Genomic DNA, 19395 nt, shown 5'->3' on the forward strand with positions numbered 1-19395 from the left:
ACCATGTCCCCGAACACCCGTCAGTCATGTCTCCGGGCTAAACACTGCGCTCGCAATGACGTTGTTGAGACAGCCGTCCACTCTTACCCCCGGTGTCGTCCCGGCGAAGGTGTGGCGTCAGCGCTCGTATTCGGTGAGCAACAGGCCTAATACGTGATCTTCGGCGGCAGCTTCTTGGCCTTGGCGATGATGTCGCCGACCGATTTCTCCGAGGGCAGGATGCGGAGGAGCTTCTTCTTCTCGTTGGCTTCGCGCATGCTCTGGGCGAGTCTTGCCGGATTCCGATAGGCGAGCTCGCGCACGGTGGTGACGCCGGCGGCACGGACCAGGCCGACCTTGGCACGGCCCATCCCGGGAATGCGCATGTAGTCGGAGACGTTGGCCCATTCCAGAAGCTGCTGCTCGCTGATGCCGGTCTTGGCGGACAGCGCCTTGCGGCCCTTCACGGTTGAGGCCGCCTCGAGCAGCGCGTCCGTCGTGCGGATTCCTTGCGCCTTCAACTTGTTGGCGGCAAAGGCCGGCAGGCCCTCAATCTCGGAAATCGGATATGTCATGATGCTCGATATGAAAAGCGTAGCTCAGGCAAATTGGCTGAGGCCCGGCGTCCCTGCGATGATCTTGCCCATCTGATCCGCTCCGATTTTGTCTCGGCCGAAGCGAAAAAGTTCACGGGCAATAGTCTGAATCTCGGACATGCCAAGTCCCAAGCCCATCAGGCGCGTGCCAACCGCCATCAGGCCGCCGCCCATCAGCCGCGACAGTCCGCCACCGCTTTTGGACGCCTCGATCGCCGCTTCCGCGCCGGGAATATGATTGATCAGGGCTTCGACGTTCTCGGAAGGGCCTTCGTTGCGAAGGAAGCCCAGGATAATGCCGACCGTCTTTTCAGCGACAGCACTATCTATGCTGGCGTTCGTCGCCAGCCGCCCGATCAGCTCGTCCATATGGCCTGCCCCTCAGCCGGTTCACATGCCGGAGTATTGTTTTCAAAATGATCTTGAGCCGGTGTGGTGTGAAATACAAGCTATGAACGGAGGCGAACATGCGATTCAGCTTAGAACGCGCGAAAAGTGTTGCAGCGATGCAAGAGCGGAGACGAAATCAGCAGTAAATTACCGCGGTGCGAACGCGCAGTTCCTACTTTCGGCGGATGTCGTGCACTTGTTTTCCGACAATGTCGCATGATCAGGTCGCGTTGAACGGTTTCAATCGGCGCGCGACATGCATTAAACTACGGAACTGGCATTTGAGTTTCAATACGCGAAATACGGCAGACGGATCAGAGAGAATAATGACCGCACAGAACAGCAAGCTCGGCGACACCGACGACAAGATCTTCGTCGGCAAGGGAGACGAGCAGGCATGGCTGACGCTGGCGCTCGCCAATCGCCACGGCCTCGTCACAGGTGCAACCGGAACCGGCAAGACGGTATCGCTGCAAGTCATGGCAGAGGGATTTGCGCGCGCCGGTGTTCCGGTCTTCGCGGCCGACATCAAGGGCGACCTCTCCGGCATCTCCGAGGTCGGCGTGCCCGCGGACTTCATCGTCAAGCGCGCCACCGAGATGGGGCTGACGTTCCAGCCCGACCAGTTCTCGACGGTGTTCTGGGATGTGTTCGGTGAGCAGGGCCACCCGGTGCGGGCGACCGTCACCGAGATGGGGCCGCTTCTGCTCGCGCGCATGCTCGACCTCAACGACGTGCAGGAGGGCGTGCTCAACGTCGCCTTCCGTGTCGCCGACGACAACGGCCTTGTCCTGATCGACATGAAGGATCTGCGGGCGTTGCTCGATGCCATCGTGCCCGACAGCAGCAAGAAGGGGCCGGACGCCGCCGACGATCCGCTTGCCGACATCCGCATGGCCGCCCAGGGATTTGGCAACGTCACCAAGGCCACCGTCGGCACCATCCAGCGCCAGCTCCTGGTGCTGGAGAACCAGGGCGCCACCAAGTTCTTCGGAGAGCCGGCGCTGACGCTGAAGGACTTCATGAGGACCGACCGCGACGGCCGCGGCATGGTCAACATCCTCGTCGCCGACAAGCTGCTCCAGAGCCCGCGGCTTTACGCGACATTCCTGTTGTGGATGCTGTCGGAGCTGTTCGAGGAGCTGCCCGAGGCCGGCGACCTGCCGAAGCCGAAGCTGGTGTTCTTCTTCGACGAGGCGCATCTGCTGTTCAACGACGCGCCCAAGGCGCTGATGGACAAGATCGAGCAGGTGGTCCGCCTGATCCGCTCCAAGGGCGTCGGCGTCTACTTCGTGACGCAGAACCCGATCGACGTGCCCGACCGCGTGCTCGGTCAGCTCGGTAACCGGGTGCAGCACGCGCTGCGCGCCTTCACCCCGCGCGACCAGAAGGCGGTCGCTGCCGCGGCCCAGACCTTCCGGCCCAACCCGAAGCTCGACACCGCCAAGGTGATCATGGAGCTCGGCAAGGGCGAAGCGCTGGTGTCCTTCCTCGAAGGCAACGGCACGCCGGCGATGGTCGAGCGGGTGATGATCCGGCCGCCGTCGGCCCGGATCGGATCGATCACGCCGGAAGAGCGCAAGGCGATCATGGATGCGAGCCCGGTGAAGGGCAAATACGACACCGCCGTTGACGAAGAGTCCGCCTACGAGATGATCCAGAAGCGCATCGCCGGCACCGCGGCGACGGCGGATGCTCCGGCGGGCGGAGGCGGCAGCATCCTCGGCCAGATCGGCTCGATCGTCGGCACCATCTTCGGCACCAATGTCAAGCGCGGCCGCCTGTCGGCCGGCCAGGTCATTGCGCGCGACGTGACGCGATCGGTGACCAACCAGGTGATCGGAGGGATGGCCGCCAATCTCGGCAAGTCGGTCGGCGGCCAGCTCGGCGGCTCGATCGGCCGCACCTTGGTCCGCGGCGCGCTCGGCGGCTTGCTGCGTCGGTAGGCAGAAAGCCCGATTGGAGGCAATCCGCGTGCTGGCGCGGCCGCCTCGTCACGGGTACAATTTCAGGTGAGGTGCTCTCCAACCGTTCGTCGGTCTGCTACGTGCTATGTCGACGCTGGACTGGACCCTATCGTGACCTCAACCGACCCGCTAGCCAAACCTGATGCGCCGAGACGCCTGTCGCTGCGCGCGCCGCTGGACCTGCTCTTCCTCTTTTGCTGCTTCATCCTGATCGCGGACGTCCTCGGCCCGGAGATTTTCGGCCACGGCAAGACCAAGGACTATGCGCTTTGGTATTGGGCCGGGCAGCAGGTGCTGCATGGTGGCTCGCTCTATCCGAGCGACTTCCGTTATCCGTTCGAATTCATCTATCCACCCCTGCCGGCGATCCTGCTGGCGATCCCGAGCTGGTTCGGCAAGATCCCGCTCTACATCGTGCTGTCGGTCCTGAATGCGCTGGCGTGGTGGTACACCGGGACACTCTCCAATGTCATGACCGGCTCGGGCCGCAAGCCCGGCCCCTGGTTGGAGGCACTGCCCGCCTTCGTCACCGTGACCTTCGTGTTCGACATGTTCGACCTCGGCCAGCCGAACCTCGTCCTGCTGGCGATGATGCTCTACGGTTTTTGGTGCTTGCAGCATCAGCGCGTCTGGCTCGCGGGCTTGATGTTCGCGCTCGCCACCGCCATCAAGGTGTTTCCGATTGCGGTGCTGCCCTATCTGGTCTGGCGGCGGAAGTGGGCGGCTGCCGTCGCTACGGTCGCCTTCACCGGCATCCTTCTCTATGTTGTGCCGGCGCCCATTCGCGGCTTCGAGCGCAACGCGGCCGAGCTTGCGATCTGGTATCAGGGCATGGTCGGGGCGAGCTCGGAAAAGGGCTTTGGCCAGCGCGACGAGCAGAACTGGTCGTGGGTCAACCAATCCATCATTGCCGTCACGCACCGCCTGGTTCGTCCGATCAACTACAATCAGGAGGATCCCAGCAAGCCGCCGCGCATGATGAATATCATCGACGTCGATTACAGGACGGCGAACTGGATCGTGCTCGCGCTGTCGGCGTTGCTCGGGCTCGGCTTCGTCGCGGTCATGCCGCCGCAACGGCTTCGAACGGCGCGCTCGGATGCCGAGGAGCTCGGCATTCTGTTCTGCCTGATGACGGTGGCATCGCCCCTGGCGCGGCAATACTACTTCATGTGGCTGTTCTTCCCGATGACGGTGCTGATGCATCGCGCCGCCTTCGACGAGCGGGCGAATGTGCGGCTGGGAACCTGGCTTGCCCTCGGCGCGGCCGGATGTCTCATGCTGCTGGCACTGCCGTGGTTTCCCAATGCCTTCCAGGCCTGGGGCAACAACCTCCTCGCCACAGCCATCCTCGCGGGGAGCCTCGCATGGCACATCCGGCATCCGCCGGTTGCGGCTGGCTCCGGCGCCGCGGCAGCGCTAAAACCCAAGACCTCTTGAAACCCAAGACCTCTTGAGAAGCCATCTTGAGACTCGAAAGTCAGGAATCCGACCATGGCCAATGCCCAGCTTCAATCCGTGCTCGACCACATCGACAAGGATTTCGACAACAGCCTTGAGCGCCTGTTCTCGCTGTTGCGGATCAAGTCGATCTCGGCGGATCCGGCCTTTGCCAACGACTGCAAGGCCGCGGCCGAGCATCTCGCCAAGGATATCGCGAGCCTGGGTGTCGCCACCGAAGTGAGGCCGACCGCCGGCCATCCCGCCATCGTCGGCAAGACCGGAGCGGGCGGGCGGCCGCATGTGATCTTCTATGGCCATTACGACGTGCAGCCGGTCGATCCGCTGGACCTCTGGCACCGTCCGCCGTTCGAGCCTGCCGTCACCGATCATGCCGATGGCCGCAAGATCATCGTCGCCCGCGGCGCCGAGGACGATAAGGGCCAGGTAATGACCTTCGTCGAGGCCTGCCGCGCCTGGAAGAAGGTGACGGGCTCGCTGCCGATCGACGTCACCTTCCTGATCGAAGGCGAGGAGGAGGTCGGCTCGAAGAATTTCGTGCCCTTCATCGAGGCCAACAAGGACGAGTTCAAAGCCGATTACGTGCTGGTCTGCGACACCGGCATGTGGGACCGCAACACGCCGGCGATCACGACGTCGCTGCGCGGCCTGCTCTATGAAGAGCTGAAGATCACCGCCGCCAATCGCGATTTGCATTCCGGCGTGTTCGGCGGCAGCGCGATGAACCCGATCCGGGTGCTCACGAAAATTCTCGGTGGGCTGTTCGACGACGATAACCGCATCACCATCCCCGGCTTCTATGACGGGGTGAAGGACCTGCCGCCTGATATCCTGGAGCAGTGGAAGAAGCTCAACCTGACGCCGGAGATGTTCCTGAAGCCGATCGGCCTGTCGATCCCGGCCGGCGAGAAGGGCCGGCTCCTGATCGAGCAGGCCTCCTCGCGTCCGACCTGCGACGTCAACGGCATCTGGGGCGGCTATATCGGCGAAGGCTCCAAGACGGTGATCCCGTCGCATGCGTCCGCCAAGGTCTCGTTCCGTCTGGTCGAGGGACAGGACCCCGCAAAGATCCGTAAGGCCTTCCGCGACTACGTGACGGCACGGCTTCCGGGCGACTGCAAGGTCGAGTTCGGCGACCATTCCGCCGCGCCCGCGGTCGCGCTCGACTGGAACATGAAGCCGCTCGCCGCCGCCAGCAAGGCGCTGACCGAGGAATGGGGCAAGGAGACCGTGCTGATGGGCTCGGGCGCCTCGATCCCGATCGTCGCCGACTTCAAGCGCACGCTGGGACTGGACTCGCTGCTGGTCGGCTTCGGCTTGGATGACGACAACATCCACTCGCCGAACGAGAAGTACGACCTCCGCAGCTTCCAGAAGGGGATCCGCTCCTGGGCGCGCATCCTCGCCGCGCTGGCCGAGGTGAAGTAGCACACGGTGCCGTAGGGTGGGCAAAGGCGCGCTCTTCGCGCGCGGTGCCCACCATCTCTCCGCGATTGCGATCGAAGGGGTGGGCACGCTTCGCTTTGCCCACCCTACGAAATCTCTATCTTCGTCATTGCGAGCGAAGCAATCCAGAATCCCTCGGCGGAAACAGTCTGGATTGCTTCGTCGCAAGAGCTCCTCGCAATGACAGCGGGGCCAAATAAAAACGCCGCCCGGAATTGGGCGGCGTTTCATTCCAGAACGTGCAGAGGTAGTTGAGAGCTACCTTACACGAAATCCCGAAAATCTCAAGACCGATAGCCCGGCAGCTCGCGGTCGAGCTTGCGCAGCAGGGGCGGCCAGACGAGGTTGGTCGCACGCAGCTCGGCGCGGTCGCGGTTGGCGAGCAGCTCGGTGTTCTTCTCGATCGCAATCTCCTCGACCGGATAGACCGGCGTGCCGAGCGCGCGCGTGCGCACCTGCATCGAGCAGGCGCGCTCGAGGTGATACATGCGCTCGAAGGCCGAGGCGACCGAGCGGCCGACCGTCAGCGTACCGTGGTTGCGCAGGAGCATGTGGTTGTGGTCGCCGAGGTCCTTCTGCAGCCGCGGCCGCTCGTCGTGGTCGAGCGCGATGCCTTCATAGTCGTGATAGGCAAGGTCGTGGGTGACGAGCTGGGCGGTCTGGTTCAGCGGCAGCAGCCCTTCGGCGCTGCTCGAGACCGCGGTGCCGTCGAGGGTGTGGAGATGCAGCACGCAGATCGCGTCCTCGCGCACCTCGTGGATCGCCGAATGGATGGTGAAGCCGGCCGGGTTGATGCTGTACTCGCTCTCGGAGAGCTGGTTGCCGTGCAGGTCGACCTTGACGAGGCTCGAGGCCGTGATCTCGTCGAACATCAGCCCGTAGGGGTTGATGAGGAAGTGATGCTCGGGGCCGGGCACGCGGGCGGAGATGTGGGTGTCGACCAGATCGTCCCAGCCGTACAGCGAGACGAGGCGATAGCAGGCGGCGAGGTTGACCCGTTGCTGCCACTCGGCCTCCGTCATGTTCGACGGCACTTCCTTCAGGCGCGCTTCCGCTGGTGACATGGCAAATCTCTCCGAACCTCGTTGTTGCGGAGCGAGAGCCTAGTCTCGGGTGAGGTCGGCGGCAAGGCGCTCAAAGCGCGGCAGTTCAGCGTCGCCCGCATGGAGTGCGCGTTTGAGGTTCCGGATTTCAGAACCGTCCGACGCGACGTTTCGTCTACGCGGCCGTCCGATCGGACAATGATCTTACGGTGCCGGGATCGAGAGCAGGCTGGAAATGCTGCTGCCGCGGATGTCGTAGACGCGGGCGAACACCACGTCGTCGCGCTTGATCTCGACCATGACAGGCGCGGTCAGGCCCTTGCAGTAGAACTCGCCGAGCGTCATGGCGAAATCGGCGGCATTGGAGTCCCAGCCGATGGTGAAGTCGGGCCCGAGCGCGACCTGCGCCGGACGCTGCGGACCGCACACCGCGACCTTCCATTTGCGGTTGCGCGGCGGCACTTCCTGGCGCTCGACCAGCTGCTCGCGCAGCTCGTCGGAGGCCTGCTTCAGCGCGAGGCCCCAATAGTCCAGCATGAAGCGGTCGTCGGCGGCGCGCACCGTGCCGGCGATGTGGTTGAAGTGGGTGTATTGATAGGGATGCAGCCGGATCATCTCGGCGAGCGGGAGCGCGAGGCCAAAGCAGAAGGTGGCGAGCACGACCGGCTGCCAGGTGCGGTGGTTGGCGCGCAGGCGCTCCATGGTCCAGGCGAAGGCGACGCCGCCGAGCACTGCCATCGGCGGGATCACGAAGACGAAATGGCGGATGCCGTTGTACAGCGCGGGCCGCTTCACCATCGCGATCGCGAGCGGCAGGGTCGCGGCGAGCGTCAGCATCAGCAGGATGGTCTTGCGGCGGGCCGGAACCTCGCCGCGCGGCAGCAGCGCGAAGGTGCTGACCACGGCGCCGGTCATCAGCACGAGCATCACCTCGGGCAACTGAAGCGCGAACAGCGTCGGCAGATAGGACCAGGGCATGTCGGGGACCGACACGATCGCGCCGTCGAACATCTCCTTCCAGGGCTTCTCGAAGAAGTGCGAGAAGTAGGTCAGCGCCTCGAAGGGATTGCCGGGCTCCATGATCGACCACGGCCAGATCAGGCCCATCACGAGATAGCCGAACACAAGGCCGGGCAGCAGCAGGTAGACGACATGGGCGAAGCGGCGGGCCGCCTCGCGAACGCCTTCGGTGCGCAGTTCCTCCAGGAACAGCGGGATGAAGCCGATCAGGGCGTAGACCAGCGCAAGCCCGCCGAGGATGCGGCAGCCGATCGACAGGCCGGCACCTAAGCCGACGATCAGGATCGTGCGCGGCGAAGGCTGCGGATATTCCTCCGCGAGCCGGACGAGGCCCAGCATCAGGATGATCATGGCGACCGCGAAGGGCGCGTCCTTCGGGTTCATGAACATGTGGCCGTAGAAGATCGGGCAGAGCGCGAGCAGAAGCAGCGCAGCGAGGCCTGCGAGCGGCCCGCCGATGCGGCGGCCGAGCCGCCACGTCACGGCAAGCCCGATCACGCCGACGATCGCGCCGACCAGGCGGCGCGTCTCGAACAGTTCGAGCGGAATGACCTTGTGCAGGAGGGCCGCGACCATGTCGAAGCCGCCGCCATACATATAGAGGTTGGCGAAGGAGAGCGCCGCGGTGTCCTTGAAGCCGGAACCGAACATGCGCAGCAACAGATCGGCATATTCAGCGTGGGTGTAGTCGTCCCAGCCGAGCCCGTAATCGCGGAAGGTCAGGCCTGCGATGACGGCGACCGCGGCCAGCACCAGCATGGCGAGATCGTCGCAAGTCCGTTCGACCGAGCGCCGCAGAGGCGTTTCGATCGCCGAAGTCGTGATGGATGTCATGGCTATTGGTGACCCGGAATCCCCTCTCGGCCCTGCTGGTGCGCGCGGGCCTGCTCCCCGGACTCCGTATAGCGCAGTTCCATTACCAAGTAATTGGGCATTATGGCTAAATTCCTGATGCGACGCAGCAAATCCAGAAACTCAAGAGCACTCTAGCAGTAGCGATCCGTAGCTGAAGGGAATGTGAATAAGTCCCTGATTTCCTTCCCTTTAGGAACGCTGATCGCAATTCGTCGTTGGCGAGCAACACAGGAAGACGGTATCGTGGCGTGTGTCGCGTATGGATGCGCGGCCGGGGGTGAGTTCGATGACGTTGGCATTATTGATCGCGGGGATTGTCGCCGTCCTGGCGGGCCTCCTTGCGATCCTGTTTGGCTTCACCGTCAGGGAGTTCAGCCTCGGCAGTACCCTCATAATCTCGGGCACGATCGGCGTCTGCTCCGGAATGTTACTGGCGGGCCTCCATTTGGTGGTGCTGGAACTGAAGGGCATTGCCCGCCGGCTGGCCGGTGCCGCTGCACCGTCCGAAGTGCGCGTCAGGCCCGTGCTGCCGGGTCTCGCGCTGCCCGGCGCGCCTGCGCCCGAGCCTGCTCCGGCGATGCGCGCCGAGCCGACGGCCCCGCCATCGCCGGCCGCGCCGCCGCCATGGCAAGGCGAGGCACCGATGCGCGAGCGGCCGCGCGTCGAGCCGCCACCGGAGCCGGAACCTCCGGCGCCGCCCGCAGCTCCGGAAGCGCCGCGCCGGCGCAACCTGCTGTTCGCCTCGACCTCGCGAAAGGAACGCGAGCGTGCGGAGGCCAAGGCCACCGAGGGCCCGCCGCCGCATGCCGAGCCCGCGGCGCCTGCCGGCCCGGACACGCCGCCTGCAAGCTTCGACGACGCCTGGCCGAAGCCGGATCGTATGCGCCCGCCGGAACCGCCGGCCGCCTCGCGCCGCCCGCCACCGCGCTCGCCCTCGACCTTTGTCGAGGCTACCCCGCCGCCTGCACCCGAGCCGGAGTCGGAGCCGGCGGTCGAGCAGGCGCCCGTGACCGTGCTCAAATCCGGTGTCGTCGACGGCATGGCCTATTCGCTCTATTCCGACGGCTCGATCGAAGCGCAGATGCCGGAAGGCATGATGCGCTTTGCCTCGATCGACGAGTTGCGCGCGCATCTTGACCAGCGCTCCTGAGGACTGCCGGGGCCAAGTAAAGCGCCAGCTTTCTTGTCACTTCGCCAGTCATCAGCCCATAGTCGTCAGTCCTGTATTTTAGCCGAACGTATTGTTGACACGGAATACTTCGAAGTCGTCTCTCCCGTGAGACGCAAGGTGGAGAAAGGTCGGGCCCATGTCGGATGCCGGGGCTAAGAATTTCATTGAGCTGACAGCGAGCATCGTCTCGGCCTATCTCGGCAACAACCCGACGCCGGCCGCGGAGATCCCGAACCTGATCAGCCAGGTGCACGGCGCGCTGGTGCGGGTCTCGTCGGGCCGCGTCGAGGCGGCGCCGCTCGAGCCGGCCAAGCCGGCGGTGTCGCTGAAGAAGTCGATCGCGCCGGACTATCTGGTCTGCCTGGAAGACGGCAAGCGCTTCAAGTCGCTGAAGCGCCATCTGCGCACCCAGTACAACATGACGCCCGATCAGTACCGCGAGAAATGGGGCCTGCCGGCCGACTATCCCATGGTCGCGCCGAACTACGCGGTGGCGCGCTCGCAACTGGCAAAGCAGATGGGTTTGGGACAGCAGCAGCGGAAGCGGAAGTAGAGCCGGCCTCGAATCTCGTAGGGTGGGCAAAGCGAAGCGTGCCCACCATCCGGCTCACAATTGTTGATAGATGGTGGGCACGGCGCAAGTGCGCCTTTGCCCACCCTACGCAGCGCTTCCCACCATGAGGATCTTCAGGTGGCTTCCGCCAGCGCCTCTTTCGCGTCGGTCTTGATGCGCTCGACCATCGAGCGCAGGCCGTTGGAGCGCTGCGGCGTCAGGTGATCGCGAAAGCCGAACTCGTCGAACACCGCGATCGCGTCGGTCGCGAGGATCTGCTGCGGCGTGCGGCCCGAATAGAGCGCGAGCACGATCGCGACCAGGCCGCGCACGATATGAGCGTCACTGTCGCCGCGATATTTCAGGATCGGCGCGCCGCCATCGCGCTCGACCAGCTTCTGGAGCCAGACCTGGCTGACGCAGCCATTCACCTTGTTGGCGGCCGAATGCTCGGCCTCGGGCATCGGTTCCAGGGTGCGGCCAAGCTCGATGACGTACCGGTAGCGGTCGTCCCACTCGTCCAGAATCTCGAAATTGTCCCTGATTTCGTCGATCGTCGTCATGCTGGCCTATCGTTCCCGTTCAGCCCAATATAAGGACGCGAAGCCGTGAAATCGATAGGGTTTGGGGGCTAATTCGCGAGCCCCGGTCCGCGCCATTCCAGCGCGAGGTCGTCCTGGGTCAGGGTGTCGCGCGGCGCCTCGCTCGCAGCGGTGTCGCCTTCGCCGGCCAGCGTGATCGAGCCGGTGTGGTCGGGCGCCTTCTTGTCGCTCTTCTCGTTCTTCTCGTTGGTGATCTGCTCTTTCTTGTCGTTGATGATCTGATAGATCTTCTTCGCGCCGTCCTGGGCGCGCTGGCCAATGATCGACGCGGCCTGTCCGCCGACCTCGCAGGCCGCCGGCTGGCGCTTGCAGAACTGGGTCATGTCGGAGACGGCCGCGGTCGCAGCCTGCACCGCGTCGGCGGCGCCGATCTGCGGCAGCTTCTCCGATTCGGGCGTCTTGTCTCGCGGCAGGAGCACCAGCACCAGCCCGAGCCAGAATGTGATGCGGAGCAGAAAGCGCATCTTATCGACCTGTATGTTAGATCCCGCCGCGGCGATTTCCGCAGAGCGCGTCGGACCTAGCAACTCTCGATAAATCGCAAGTGATTGCCTTGAGCTTAATTCGCGGAATTTTTACGCAAAAAACTTCGAAAATGGCGGCCTCGTAAATTTTCCATTGATGCCGAGCCCCCGTGATCTTGCGGTCTTCCGCATCTACTAATTCGAAACCATGCCGGCCGGGGTGAAACCCTGTGTTCACCATCCTCGCCGAAGACGTCGTCAAATCGTCTAAAAAGCTCCGCGATGACACGCTGTCCGGCGCCGGGCCGTGCCGCCTTAGCACTCGTTTAAGGTCGCTCTGACACGGTGGCTCAACGACAAGGAGGCGTTCCGGCGCGTCTCTCCGACGAATGAGCCGAAGCGCGAGACCCGTGACAGTTTTGAGTATCATCCGCGATTGTCTCGATGCGCTGCTGCATCCCTCCGCGCGTTACGACGCGCTGACGCGAGCGCGCCATCGTGCCTTCATGGCGCCGCGCCTGCTCGGCAGCCTGGCAGCATTTGCCGCATTCCCGATCTATCTCGCCATGCGTGGCGCGCCGAGCGCGGTCGAGGTCGCGGCCTTTGCCTGGCTGATCGCGCCGATCATGTTGTCCTGGTTCCTGTCGCGCACCGGCCGCTACGAAGGCGCGCATGTGCTGTCGTCGCTGGCGCTCGCCGGCCTGATCATGGCGGTCGCAATCACGACCGGCGGCATCGAATCATTCGCCGCGGTGTGGCTGATCGTCGTTCCCCTCGAGGCTGCGCTGTCGGCCTCGCGCCGCGTCGCCGCCTTTGCCTCGCTGCTCGCGCTCTCCTGCGCGGGGATACTGATTTTCGTCGGCCAGCTCGGCTGGCTGCCGCTGGACGCGCCGGGTGCCGCGGAGCGTAGCCTGCTGATGGCGTTCGGCGTCGCCTCGGCCACCCTCTATGCTGCAGGCCTCGCTTTCGGCGCGGAGTCGCTCGCACGCACCGGCGTTGCGCTGCTGTCGCGTGAGGAGGAGCGTTATCGCCTGCTTGCGCGCAACATGAGCGACGTCATCTCGCGGCATCGGCGCAACGGCGCGGTGCAGTTCATCTCGCCGGCCGCCGAGGCCATGCTCGGAATGCCCGTCGCGCAGCTGCACGGCCACGGTCTGTTCGATCGCGTCCATGTCGCCGACCGGCCGGCCTATCTCACCGCTTTGTCCGATGCCGCGCGCGGTAATGTGCGCAGCGTCGAGTTCCGGCTGCGGCGGGAGCCGACCGGCTCGGAGCGCGGCCAGGTTGACTTCATCTGGGTCGAGATGCGCTGCCGGCCGCTCGACCAGGATCTCGGCCGCCAGGATATTGACCGTGATGTCGCACGCGAGACGGAAGTCGTCGCCGTGATGCGCGACGTCACCGATCGCAAGCTCTCCGAGCAGGCGCTCGATCAGGCCCGCAGCGCCGCTGAAGCGGCCGACGCCGCCAAGACGCGCTTCCTCGCCACCATGAGCCACGAGCTGCGCACGCCGCTCAACGCCATTATCGGCTTCTCCGACATGATCGCGCAGGAGCAGGCCCTGATGCTGGGTGCGGCCCAGCGCAAGGAATATGCCCAACTGATCAACGATTCCGGCCAGCATTTGCTGTCGGTGGTCAACGGCATCCTCGACATGTCCAAGATGGAATCGGGCAATTTCGAGATTGCGTCGGAGCCGTTCGCGCCGCGCGCCTCGCTGATGCATTGCTGCAATCTGCTGGCGCTGAAGGCGCGGGAGAACGGCATCGACCTCATCACCGACGCGCCGCAGGACCTGCCTGTCATGACCGGCGATCCCAGAGCCTTCAAGCAGATCGTGCTCAACCTCGTCGCCAACGCCATCAAGTTCACCGAGCGCGGCGGCCAGGTCTCCGTATCAGCCGCGGTGTCGGGGTCGCACCTCACGCTGCGTATCAGCGATACCGGCGTCGGCATCGCGCCCGACGACCTCAAGCGTATCGGTGCGCCGTTCTTCCAGGCCGGCAAGACCTATCAGCGCCGTCACGAAGGCACCGGACTCGGACTTTCGATCGTGAAGAGTCTTGTGGCGTTGCATCTCGGCGATTTGACGGTACAAAGCAGGCTCGGCGAGGGCACCGCCGTCACCGTCAAGCTGCCGCTGGTTTACACGTCGCCGCAAGCCAAACCTGCCGATAGAATGCCGGCCGAGAGCAAGATCGCGACTTTGACGCCGGTGCCGCGCCAGGAACATCACGACCAACATCACGACCAACTTCAGGACCAACCTGCTCTGGTGAAGAAAAGTGCCTAAGAAGTCTGCAAAGGGCGAAGCTGCTCCGCGCCGTCGTGGCGCCAAGGCTGCGGCTGTCGACGTTGAGACCGAGCGCAACCTCGTGATGCGCGTGCTGCTGCACAGTCCCAAGGATACGCTGGCCGGCCTCGTCGCCGTTGCCGCCATCAGCGCGATCGTTGCCAATGCGCTGTTCCTCCAGACCGGAAGGCATCCGGCACCGATGTTCGGCACCGTGATCAATCTTCCCGCGCCGTCGTCCGTGCCGCTGTCGAACCCCTTGCCGCGTCCGCGCCCCGTCGGCGCCGATACCTCGCCGCTCGAGCCGAGAGCGACGGAGTTCCGCGCCGAGCCCAAGTCCGTAGAGCCCAAGTCTGTAGAGCCCAAGCCTGTCGAGAGAGTTGCCGAGAGGGCGCCGGAGAAGCCGGTCGAGGCGACCGCATCGACTCCGCGCTCGGCCGATCCTTTGACCAACCTGGTCAAGCAAACGACGTCGACGCCGTCCTCCGTTGCCGTCGCGCGTCCGCCGGCCCCGATCCCGGCGCAGCAGAGCCCGGCCGTACGGCGTATCGCCGGCGTGCAGCGCGCGCTGTCCGAATACGGCTACGGCAATTTGAAGGTCACGGGCGCGATGAGCGGCGAGACCCAGTCCGCGATCCAGAAATTCGAGCGCGAGCACAAGATGCAGGTCACCGGCCAGGTGTCCGATCGCCTGCTGCGCGAGCTCGCCGCCGCGATCGGTCATCCGGTCGAATAGCGACATTTGTCGTCGTCATTGACGCGGATCAATTGGCCGCGCGTGATCCGCAAGGGGATGCCAGCCCTGCGCCGGCGTGATTTGTCCGGGATCAATGACTGTCGGCGGCGTCAGGGAAGATGATCGCTCATCCTCATCAAGGAAGAGAGGTCATCATGTTCAAGGTCTCGATTCTCGTCTGGATCATGCTGGGTACCGTGCTGGCGGGCGTCAGCCTGATCGTGGTGCTGATGGTGCCGAGCCTTGCCGCGGAGGCGATCAAGAACATCCCCTATGCCGCGGCCATCGGGTTTGCGCTTGCGATGCCGCTGTCATATCTCGTCGCACGCCAGATCGGCGGCGGACAGGGTGCAGGCAAGGCGTAGCGCGCGCGCCGAGACTGGCGGGACGCGTCGTACTGGCCTATCGTCCGACTCATGCGTTTGAAATCCAACATATGGGTCGCGGCTTATTTGCGCCGGTGCCAGAGCGAGGGCGTGTTCGGGGCGGTGCGCCGTCGCGGCGCCGAGGAGGCGGGCGCGGTGTTCGTGAAGGTGTCGCTGCTCGACGGCAATGCGATGCTCTACGTGCCGGCGCCGCAGACCGTCTATGACGACGGCCGGCCCGTCGACCGCTTCTTCGTGCCGGTTGCATCGCAGCCGCTGCCGGAGCCCGCGGTCGAGGAACGGCTGACCAAGGAAATCCGCTTCGATTCGGATGCCTGGATCGTCGAGACCGAAGACCGCGCCGGGCGGCACTTCCTGGAATTGGCGAAGACCTGACTAGTGATCCGACGACCCGCCGGTGCCGGTCCGCACCGTTGGGCTGGAGCCGGGCTGCACGCCGGGCCGCGTCTGGCTTGCGCCCGCACGCGCACGCTGGCGTTCCCCATCGTGCAGCGACGACTGATACTTTGCCCGCGTCACCGCGAGCGCGGAGCCGCGCCAGGCGGCCAGCATCACCAGCGCGGAGCGCTCGCCGAGGCGATCGTAGAGCCGCGACAGCCGGTACACGTTGTTCACGGAGTTGCCGATCTCCGGCTTGAAGAATAAGAGGATGCGCTGGAAGTTCGGGCTCGGCATGTCGAGCGCGCGCGCGGCGACCGCGAGCGCTTCGCCGCCGGGATCGTCGACGATCTCTGCCGCGACGCGCGAGGGCAGGATCAGGCTGTCGCCGAGCTCGTAGGTGAAATTCTCGACGTCGCCCGCGATCGCCGCCATCTCCAGGATCTGGATCGCGCGCTTGGCGCGCACGGTCGGAATCCGCGGCGCGGCCTTCAGCGGCGTCTGCTCCAGATTGTGCAGGATCAGCGCGCGCTGGGACGCATCGGCGTGAAAGAACATGTCGTGGATTTCGGCGGCGTCCGTCGGCTGCATCGCCATGTTCGAGGCCATACGCTGCTCGGCCTCGGTCGGCGCGCGGACCGGGGAGGGCGCGGGCGGGGGCGCCGCGATTTCGCGCGCGAGCGGAACCCTGCGGCCTTCCTGGGCGGCGACCAGCCCGAGCTTCTGCAGGATAGGGACGGGCGTCTGCGGATAGACCGCAAGCCGCGCCTTGACGGCGGCGCGCGTCGCATCGTCGACCTGGTCGATCAGTCGCGTGGCGAGTTCGACGAATTGCCGCTGTTCGTCCTCGCTGTGGACGCGCGTCTGGACATAGAGGTCGGTCAGCACGCGCAGCAGCGTCGGGCGAACATCGACGCCTTCGCGACGGGAGAGGGTCATCAGCCCGTCGAATCCGGGAAACAGCGACTTGGTCATGGAGGCGTACGCAACTCGGAAAAGAGACTTGCGAGTGAGCCTAGCGCAGGTTCTTTTAAAGCCTCGTTAAGGAAAACGAGGCGTGAAGCCGCCCCCGCAATTCAAGGCATTGTCGTGCCGCAACGGGACGGCGCGGCGGGTTCCGTGCGGTTACGGTCCAGAGCACATCTTTACACCCCGTTAACCATGAGCTGATCTTAATGATCCGCATGTTGCAGGGGCGCATTCGGTCGCGAAGAGAGCTGACATGGGGACCATCATCGAATTTCCGGCCGGTCGCCGGGTAGGCTCGTCGGGGGACGTCGCACCGCGCGCGGACATGGGGACGATTCTGATCCTTCCCGTGATCCGCATCGAGCGCGAGGCGGACGAAACCAGCGGCGATCGTGGGCCGGAAGCGGGCACAGCGCCGGGGCGCCGTCGTCGTCGCCGCTAGATCCGGCTTTTGCAATGCCGGACACCATCCACAAGATCCGGCCCTTCGTATCGGCCGTCCTGCTCGCGCTGCTCGGCGCCACGCTCGGGGCCTGTAGCGGCGGCGATTTCGGCCGCACCCGCGCCGATATGCGCAGCGACGACATGCATCGCTGGCTCGGCACCGAGGCCACCGGCAGCGTCGGGTTGAGACCGTCGCAATTCCAGCTCACCGACGAGGAGCGCCAGCTTCGCGACCTCGCCTATCCCCTGATCGAGCCGCCGCTGTCGCGCCCCGCATGGAAGAGCGTGTTCGGCGACTACAAGGCCTTGCCGTCACCGTGGCGGCAGAAGGTCGTGTTCGACCGCACCATGTACGGGCGCACGCTGATCGACGAGCCGCACCGCTCGCACTCCTCGCGCTATGCGCAGCTGATCGAGGACGTGCGCAACGACACCACCCGCTTCGAGCCGTTCTTCGCCTCCGCGATCAAGGTCATCGACCTCGACAGGAAGCGCGATGCCAGCATGGCGCGCGTCTCCGGCCTCTCTCCGAGGGAGAGAGACGACGCGGTCGCGCGCATGCAGGAGAACTCGCTGATCATCCAGTGGGTGCAGCAGTGCCTGGAGCAGCGCGTCTCCTCCTATCGCTGGGCGTTGGAGCGCCTGGTGATCCAGGCGCCCGACGGCATGGCCGCCGACGCCGACCGCCTGATCGGCGAGCTCGCGGCCCAGACCGCCAACCCGCCGGTCCAAGCGCAGCCGCCCTACGGCCGCGCGGTCATCTCGAAGGGCTGAGCGTTTTGCGCGCACTGCGCTGGCGCGCAGTCCGATCGGGCTTGCGCTGCTTCTGAAGCTTCCCGACAAGATCCCTCAGCGCATCCGCCAGCGGCACTGATGCGCGGTAGGCGAGGCCGACTTCGCGCTTGACCTTGACCTCGATCTCGCGCACCGCGACGTCTGGATTGCAGCGCGCCACGCCCTCGGGAACGATGGCGATGCCGACGCCGGCGGCGACCAGCGCCATGGCCCAGTCTTCCGATTGCGCGATCGCCGCGGTCTGGCGCCGCTGCGCGGCGCGGCCGAAGAACTGGCTTTGCTCGCAATGGCAGCGGTCGATCATGGCGGCGCCGGCGAGATCGGCGGCACGGAGCTTCTCCTTCAGCGTCAGCGGATGCGACGGCGGCAGCGCGGCGACATAGCGCTCGCTCCACAGCGCGACGAAATGCTCGTCAGCGCGCAGCATGGTCTTCGAGATGATCCGCGCATCGGCGCGCTCGTCGCTGCCGACGAGGCGCAGCGCGATGTCGCTGCGCGCCGTCAGCGGCTTCAGCAGCGCGATCGTTCGGGGCACGTCGAGCGTGCGCATCAGGCCGAGCGTGACCGTCGTCCTGGTCGCCGGCTTCCTGAACAGGCCGCGCGCGGCGTCCGCCTCGTCGATGATGCGGCGGGCCAGTGCGTGAAACTGCTCGGCCGAGGCGGTGGGCGCGACGCCCTTCTTGTGCCGGATGAAAAGCGTGGTGCCGAGCTCGGCTTCCAGATTGGTGATCGCGGTCGAGATCGACGGCTGCGACACGAAGCAGGCCCGCGCCGCGGCGGTCAGGTTGCGCGCGCGATAGACGGCGGCGAAGTAGCGGAGCTCGCGGATGTCCATAGGATGAGCCTAGAGATATGATCAATATTCAATATTTTACCTATGGATCGGACGATGACAAGAACGCCCTGTTCACAACGGGCGAGGTCCTCCATGAAAATCCATCATCTCAACACCGGGACGATGTGCCCGATGGGCCGCCGCCTGGTAAACGGCACCGGCGGCCTGTTCCAGCGTGCCCGCATGGTCTGCCACTGCCTGCTGGTCGAAACGGGTGACGGGCTTGCCCTGGTCGATACCGGCATCGGGCTTGGCGATATCGCAGCCCCTGACCGGCTCGGACGGCGATGGCTGCGCCAGACCGCGCCAAGGCTCGATCCGTCCGAGACGGCGCTCGAGCAGGTGAAGGCGCTCGGCTATTCGCCCAAAGACGTGCGCCACGTGCTGCTGACGCATCTCGATCGCGATCACGCCGGCGGCGTGCCCGACTTTCCCCATGCCGCGATCCACGTCCATCGCGCCGAATACGACATGGCGGTGCAGAGCAGGCCGGCGCCGCCGCAAGGGCGCTATGTCACCGGGCAGTGGAGCCATGGACCGAGCTGGACGTTCTATGGCGAAGCCGGCGAAGACTGGTTCGGCTTCAAGGGCGTGCGCGCGCTCGGCGACAAGGAGGCGGACATCCTGATGATCCCGCTCGCCGGCCATACGCTCGGCCATTGCGGCATCGCGGTCCGATCAGGCGACACATGGCTGCTGCATGCCGGCGACAGCTATTTCCATCACGGCCAGCTCGCGGCATCCCCGCGCATGCCGCTGGTGCTCGGCTATTTCCAGCGCCGCGCCGACATGGACCGCACGCAGCGGATCGCCAACCAGGCGCGGCTGCGCGCGCTGAAGCTCTCCCACGGCGGCCGCGTGAGGATCGTCAACAGCCACGATCCCGTCGATTACGAGAACTGCCGGTGCGGGACGCACTGAGTGCGCGCCGGACCCGTCAACGCTTCATGCGCGCAGACGTCCGACGCTTAGGTCCCCCGATGCGCGCGCGTGAGGCGGCCGCCGGCCGCC

20 protein-coding genes are annotated in these 19395 nt (G+C 65.2%); 12 read left to right on the forward strand and 8 right to left on the reverse strand.

The genetic code is table 11. The annotated features are described in order from the left end of the window. Window positions 1-146 precede the first annotated feature (146 nt). Both WN73_RS29635 and WN73_RS29640 read right to left on the reverse strand, forming a co-directional pair. Window positions 147-554: a DUF4332 domain-containing protein gene (locus WN73_RS29635; protein ID WP_011085844.1), complete on the reverse strand. Its 408-nt coding sequence runs from the start codon at window positions 552-554 to the stop codon at window positions 147-149. Window positions 555-578: 24 nt separating this feature from the next. Next, on the reverse strand, window positions 579-944 hold the full coding sequence (locus WN73_RS29640) for a hypothetical protein (protein ID WP_011085845.1): 366 nt from the start codon (window positions 942-944) through the stop codon (window positions 579-581). Between the two features lie 347 nt (window positions 945-1291). Between WN73_RS29640 and WN73_RS29645 the strand changes: the two genes are divergently transcribed. The 3 genes from WN73_RS29645 (at window position 1292) to WN73_RS29655 (ending at window position 5821) form a co-directional block, all read left to right on the forward strand. Further along, complete coding sequence (locus tag WN73_RS29645; RefSeq protein WP_271555804.1) at window positions 1292-2911, forward strand: helicase HerA-like domain-containing protein; 1620 nt, start codon at window positions 1292-1294, stop codon at window positions 2909-2911. Window positions 2912-3043: 132 nt separating this feature from the next. Then, window positions 3044-4372, forward strand: coding sequence for a glycosyltransferase family 87 protein (locus WN73_RS29650; RefSeq protein ID WP_271555806.1), 1329 nt, complete (start codon window positions 3044-3046; stop codon window positions 4370-4372). 54 nt (window positions 4373-4426) lie between these two features. Beyond that, window positions 4427-5821 (forward strand): M20/M25/M40 family metallo-hydrolase, encoded by a 1395-nt coding sequence (locus WN73_RS29655; protein ID WP_011085848.1) that lies wholly within the window; start codon window positions 4427-4429, stop codon window positions 5819-5821. Between the two features lie 302 nt (window positions 5822-6123). On the opposite strand, the gene WN73_RS29660 is transcribed toward WN73_RS29655, so the two are convergent. Both WN73_RS29660 and WN73_RS29665 read right to left on the reverse strand, forming a co-directional pair. Next, complete coding sequence (locus WN73_RS29660; protein WP_011085849.1) at window positions 6124-6903, reverse strand: class II aldolase/adducin family protein; 780 nt, start codon at window positions 6901-6903, stop codon at window positions 6124-6126. Window positions 6904-7086: 183 nt separating this feature from the next. Next, a complete protein-coding gene (locus WN73_RS29665) occupies window positions 7087-8736 on the reverse strand; it encodes a glycosyltransferase family 39 protein (RefSeq protein ID WP_271555809.1) in 1650 nt (549 codons plus the stop codon). 307 nt (window positions 8737-9043) lie between these two features. Here WN73_RS29665 and WN73_RS29670 point away from each other — a divergent pair, with 307 nt between their 5' ends. Both WN73_RS29670 and WN73_RS29675 read left to right on the forward strand, forming a co-directional pair. Further along, entirely contained in the window at window positions 9044-9907 is an 864-nt protein-coding gene (locus WN73_RS29670) for a DUF308 domain-containing protein (RefSeq protein WP_161535776.1), read from the forward strand. Between the two features lie 157 nt (window positions 9908-10064). Continuing rightward, on the forward strand, window positions 10065-10481 hold the full coding sequence (locus tag WN73_RS29675) for a MucR family transcriptional regulator (RefSeq protein WP_028172287.1): 417 nt from the start codon (window positions 10065-10067) through the stop codon (window positions 10479-10481). A 134-nt stretch (window positions 10482-10615) separates the two neighbouring features. Here WN73_RS29675 and WN73_RS29680 read toward each other — a convergent pair whose 3' ends face one another. Both WN73_RS29680 and WN73_RS29685 read right to left on the reverse strand, forming a co-directional pair. After that, a complete protein-coding gene (locus WN73_RS29680) occupies window positions 10616-11044 on the reverse strand; it encodes a SufE family protein (RefSeq protein WP_011085853.1) in 429 nt (142 codons plus the stop codon). Window positions 11045-11112: 68 nt separating this feature from the next. After that, window positions 11113-11547, reverse strand: a complete 435-nt coding sequence (locus WN73_RS29685) for a DUF5330 domain-containing protein (RefSeq protein WP_028172286.1) — start codon at window positions 11545-11547, stop codon at window positions 11113-11115. Between the two features lie 389 nt (window positions 11548-11936). Between WN73_RS29685 and WN73_RS29690 the strand changes: the two genes are divergently transcribed. The 4 genes from WN73_RS29690 to WN73_RS29705 all read left to right on the forward strand — a co-directional run bounded on the left by WN73_RS29690 (window position 11937) and on the right by WN73_RS29705 (window position 15338). Continuing rightward, window positions 11937-13841, forward strand: a complete 1905-nt coding sequence (locus WN73_RS29690) for a PAS domain-containing sensor histidine kinase (protein ID WP_083860042.1) — start codon at window positions 11937-11939, stop codon at window positions 13839-13841. Next, a complete protein-coding gene (locus WN73_RS29695; RefSeq protein ID WP_271555820.1) occupies window positions 13834-14577 on the forward strand; it encodes a peptidoglycan-binding protein in 744 nt (247 codons plus the stop codon). Before WN73_RS29690 ends, WN73_RS29695 begins: the two co-directional genes overlap by 8 nt. A gap of 155 nt (window positions 14578-14732) precedes the next feature. Then, complete coding sequence (locus WN73_RS29700) at window positions 14733-14942, forward strand: hypothetical protein (protein WP_028172283.1); 210 nt, start codon at window positions 14733-14735, stop codon at window positions 14940-14942. A 51-nt stretch (window positions 14943-14993) separates the two neighbouring features. Then, the gene (locus WN73_RS29705; RefSeq protein WP_011085858.1) at window positions 14994-15338 is read left to right on the forward strand and encodes a DUF1491 family protein; all 345 of its coding nucleotides are present in this window, start codon (window positions 14994-14996) and stop codon (window positions 15336-15338) included. Here the strand turns inward: WN73_RS29705 and WN73_RS29710 are convergent, their stop codons facing one another. Then, entirely contained in the window at window positions 15339-16316 is a 978-nt protein-coding gene (locus WN73_RS29710; protein ID WP_011085859.1) for a DUF2336 domain-containing protein, read from the reverse strand. Between the two features lie 247 nt (window positions 16317-16563). On the opposite strand from WN73_RS29710, the gene WN73_RS29715 reads away from it, so the two are divergent. Further along, on the forward strand, window positions 16564-16752 hold the full coding sequence (locus WN73_RS29715; RefSeq protein WP_028172280.1) for a hypothetical protein: 189 nt from the start codon (window positions 16564-16566) through the stop codon (window positions 16750-16752). A gap of 14 nt (window positions 16753-16766) precedes the next feature. Continuing rightward, complete coding sequence (locus WN73_RS29720) at window positions 16767-17528, forward strand: hypothetical protein (protein WP_028172279.1); 762 nt, start codon at window positions 16767-16769, stop codon at window positions 17526-17528. Here WN73_RS29720 and WN73_RS29725 read toward each other — a convergent pair. Then, the gene (locus tag WN73_RS29725) at window positions 17512-18384 is read right to left on the reverse strand and encodes a LysR family transcriptional regulator (protein ID WP_271555824.1); all 873 of its coding nucleotides are present in this window, start codon (window positions 18382-18384) and stop codon (window positions 17512-17514) included. The two genes, WN73_RS29720 and WN73_RS29725, sit on opposite strands and share 17 nt — an antisense overlap. A 93-nt stretch (window positions 18385-18477) precedes the next feature. Here WN73_RS29725 and WN73_RS29730 point away from each other — a divergent pair, with 93 nt between their 5' ends. Then, the gene (locus tag WN73_RS29730) at window positions 18478-19305 is read left to right on the forward strand and encodes an MBL fold metallo-hydrolase (RefSeq protein WP_271555826.1); all 828 of its coding nucleotides are present in this window, start codon (window positions 18478-18480) and stop codon (window positions 19303-19305) included. The last annotated feature ends 90 nt before the right edge of the window (window positions 19306-19395 follow it).

Source organism: Bradyrhizobium sp. CCBAU 45394 (genome assembly GCF_028128655.1).
Taxonomy (GTDB): domain Bacteria; phylum Pseudomonadota; class Alphaproteobacteria; order Rhizobiales; family Xanthobacteraceae; genus Bradyrhizobium; species Bradyrhizobium diazoefficiens.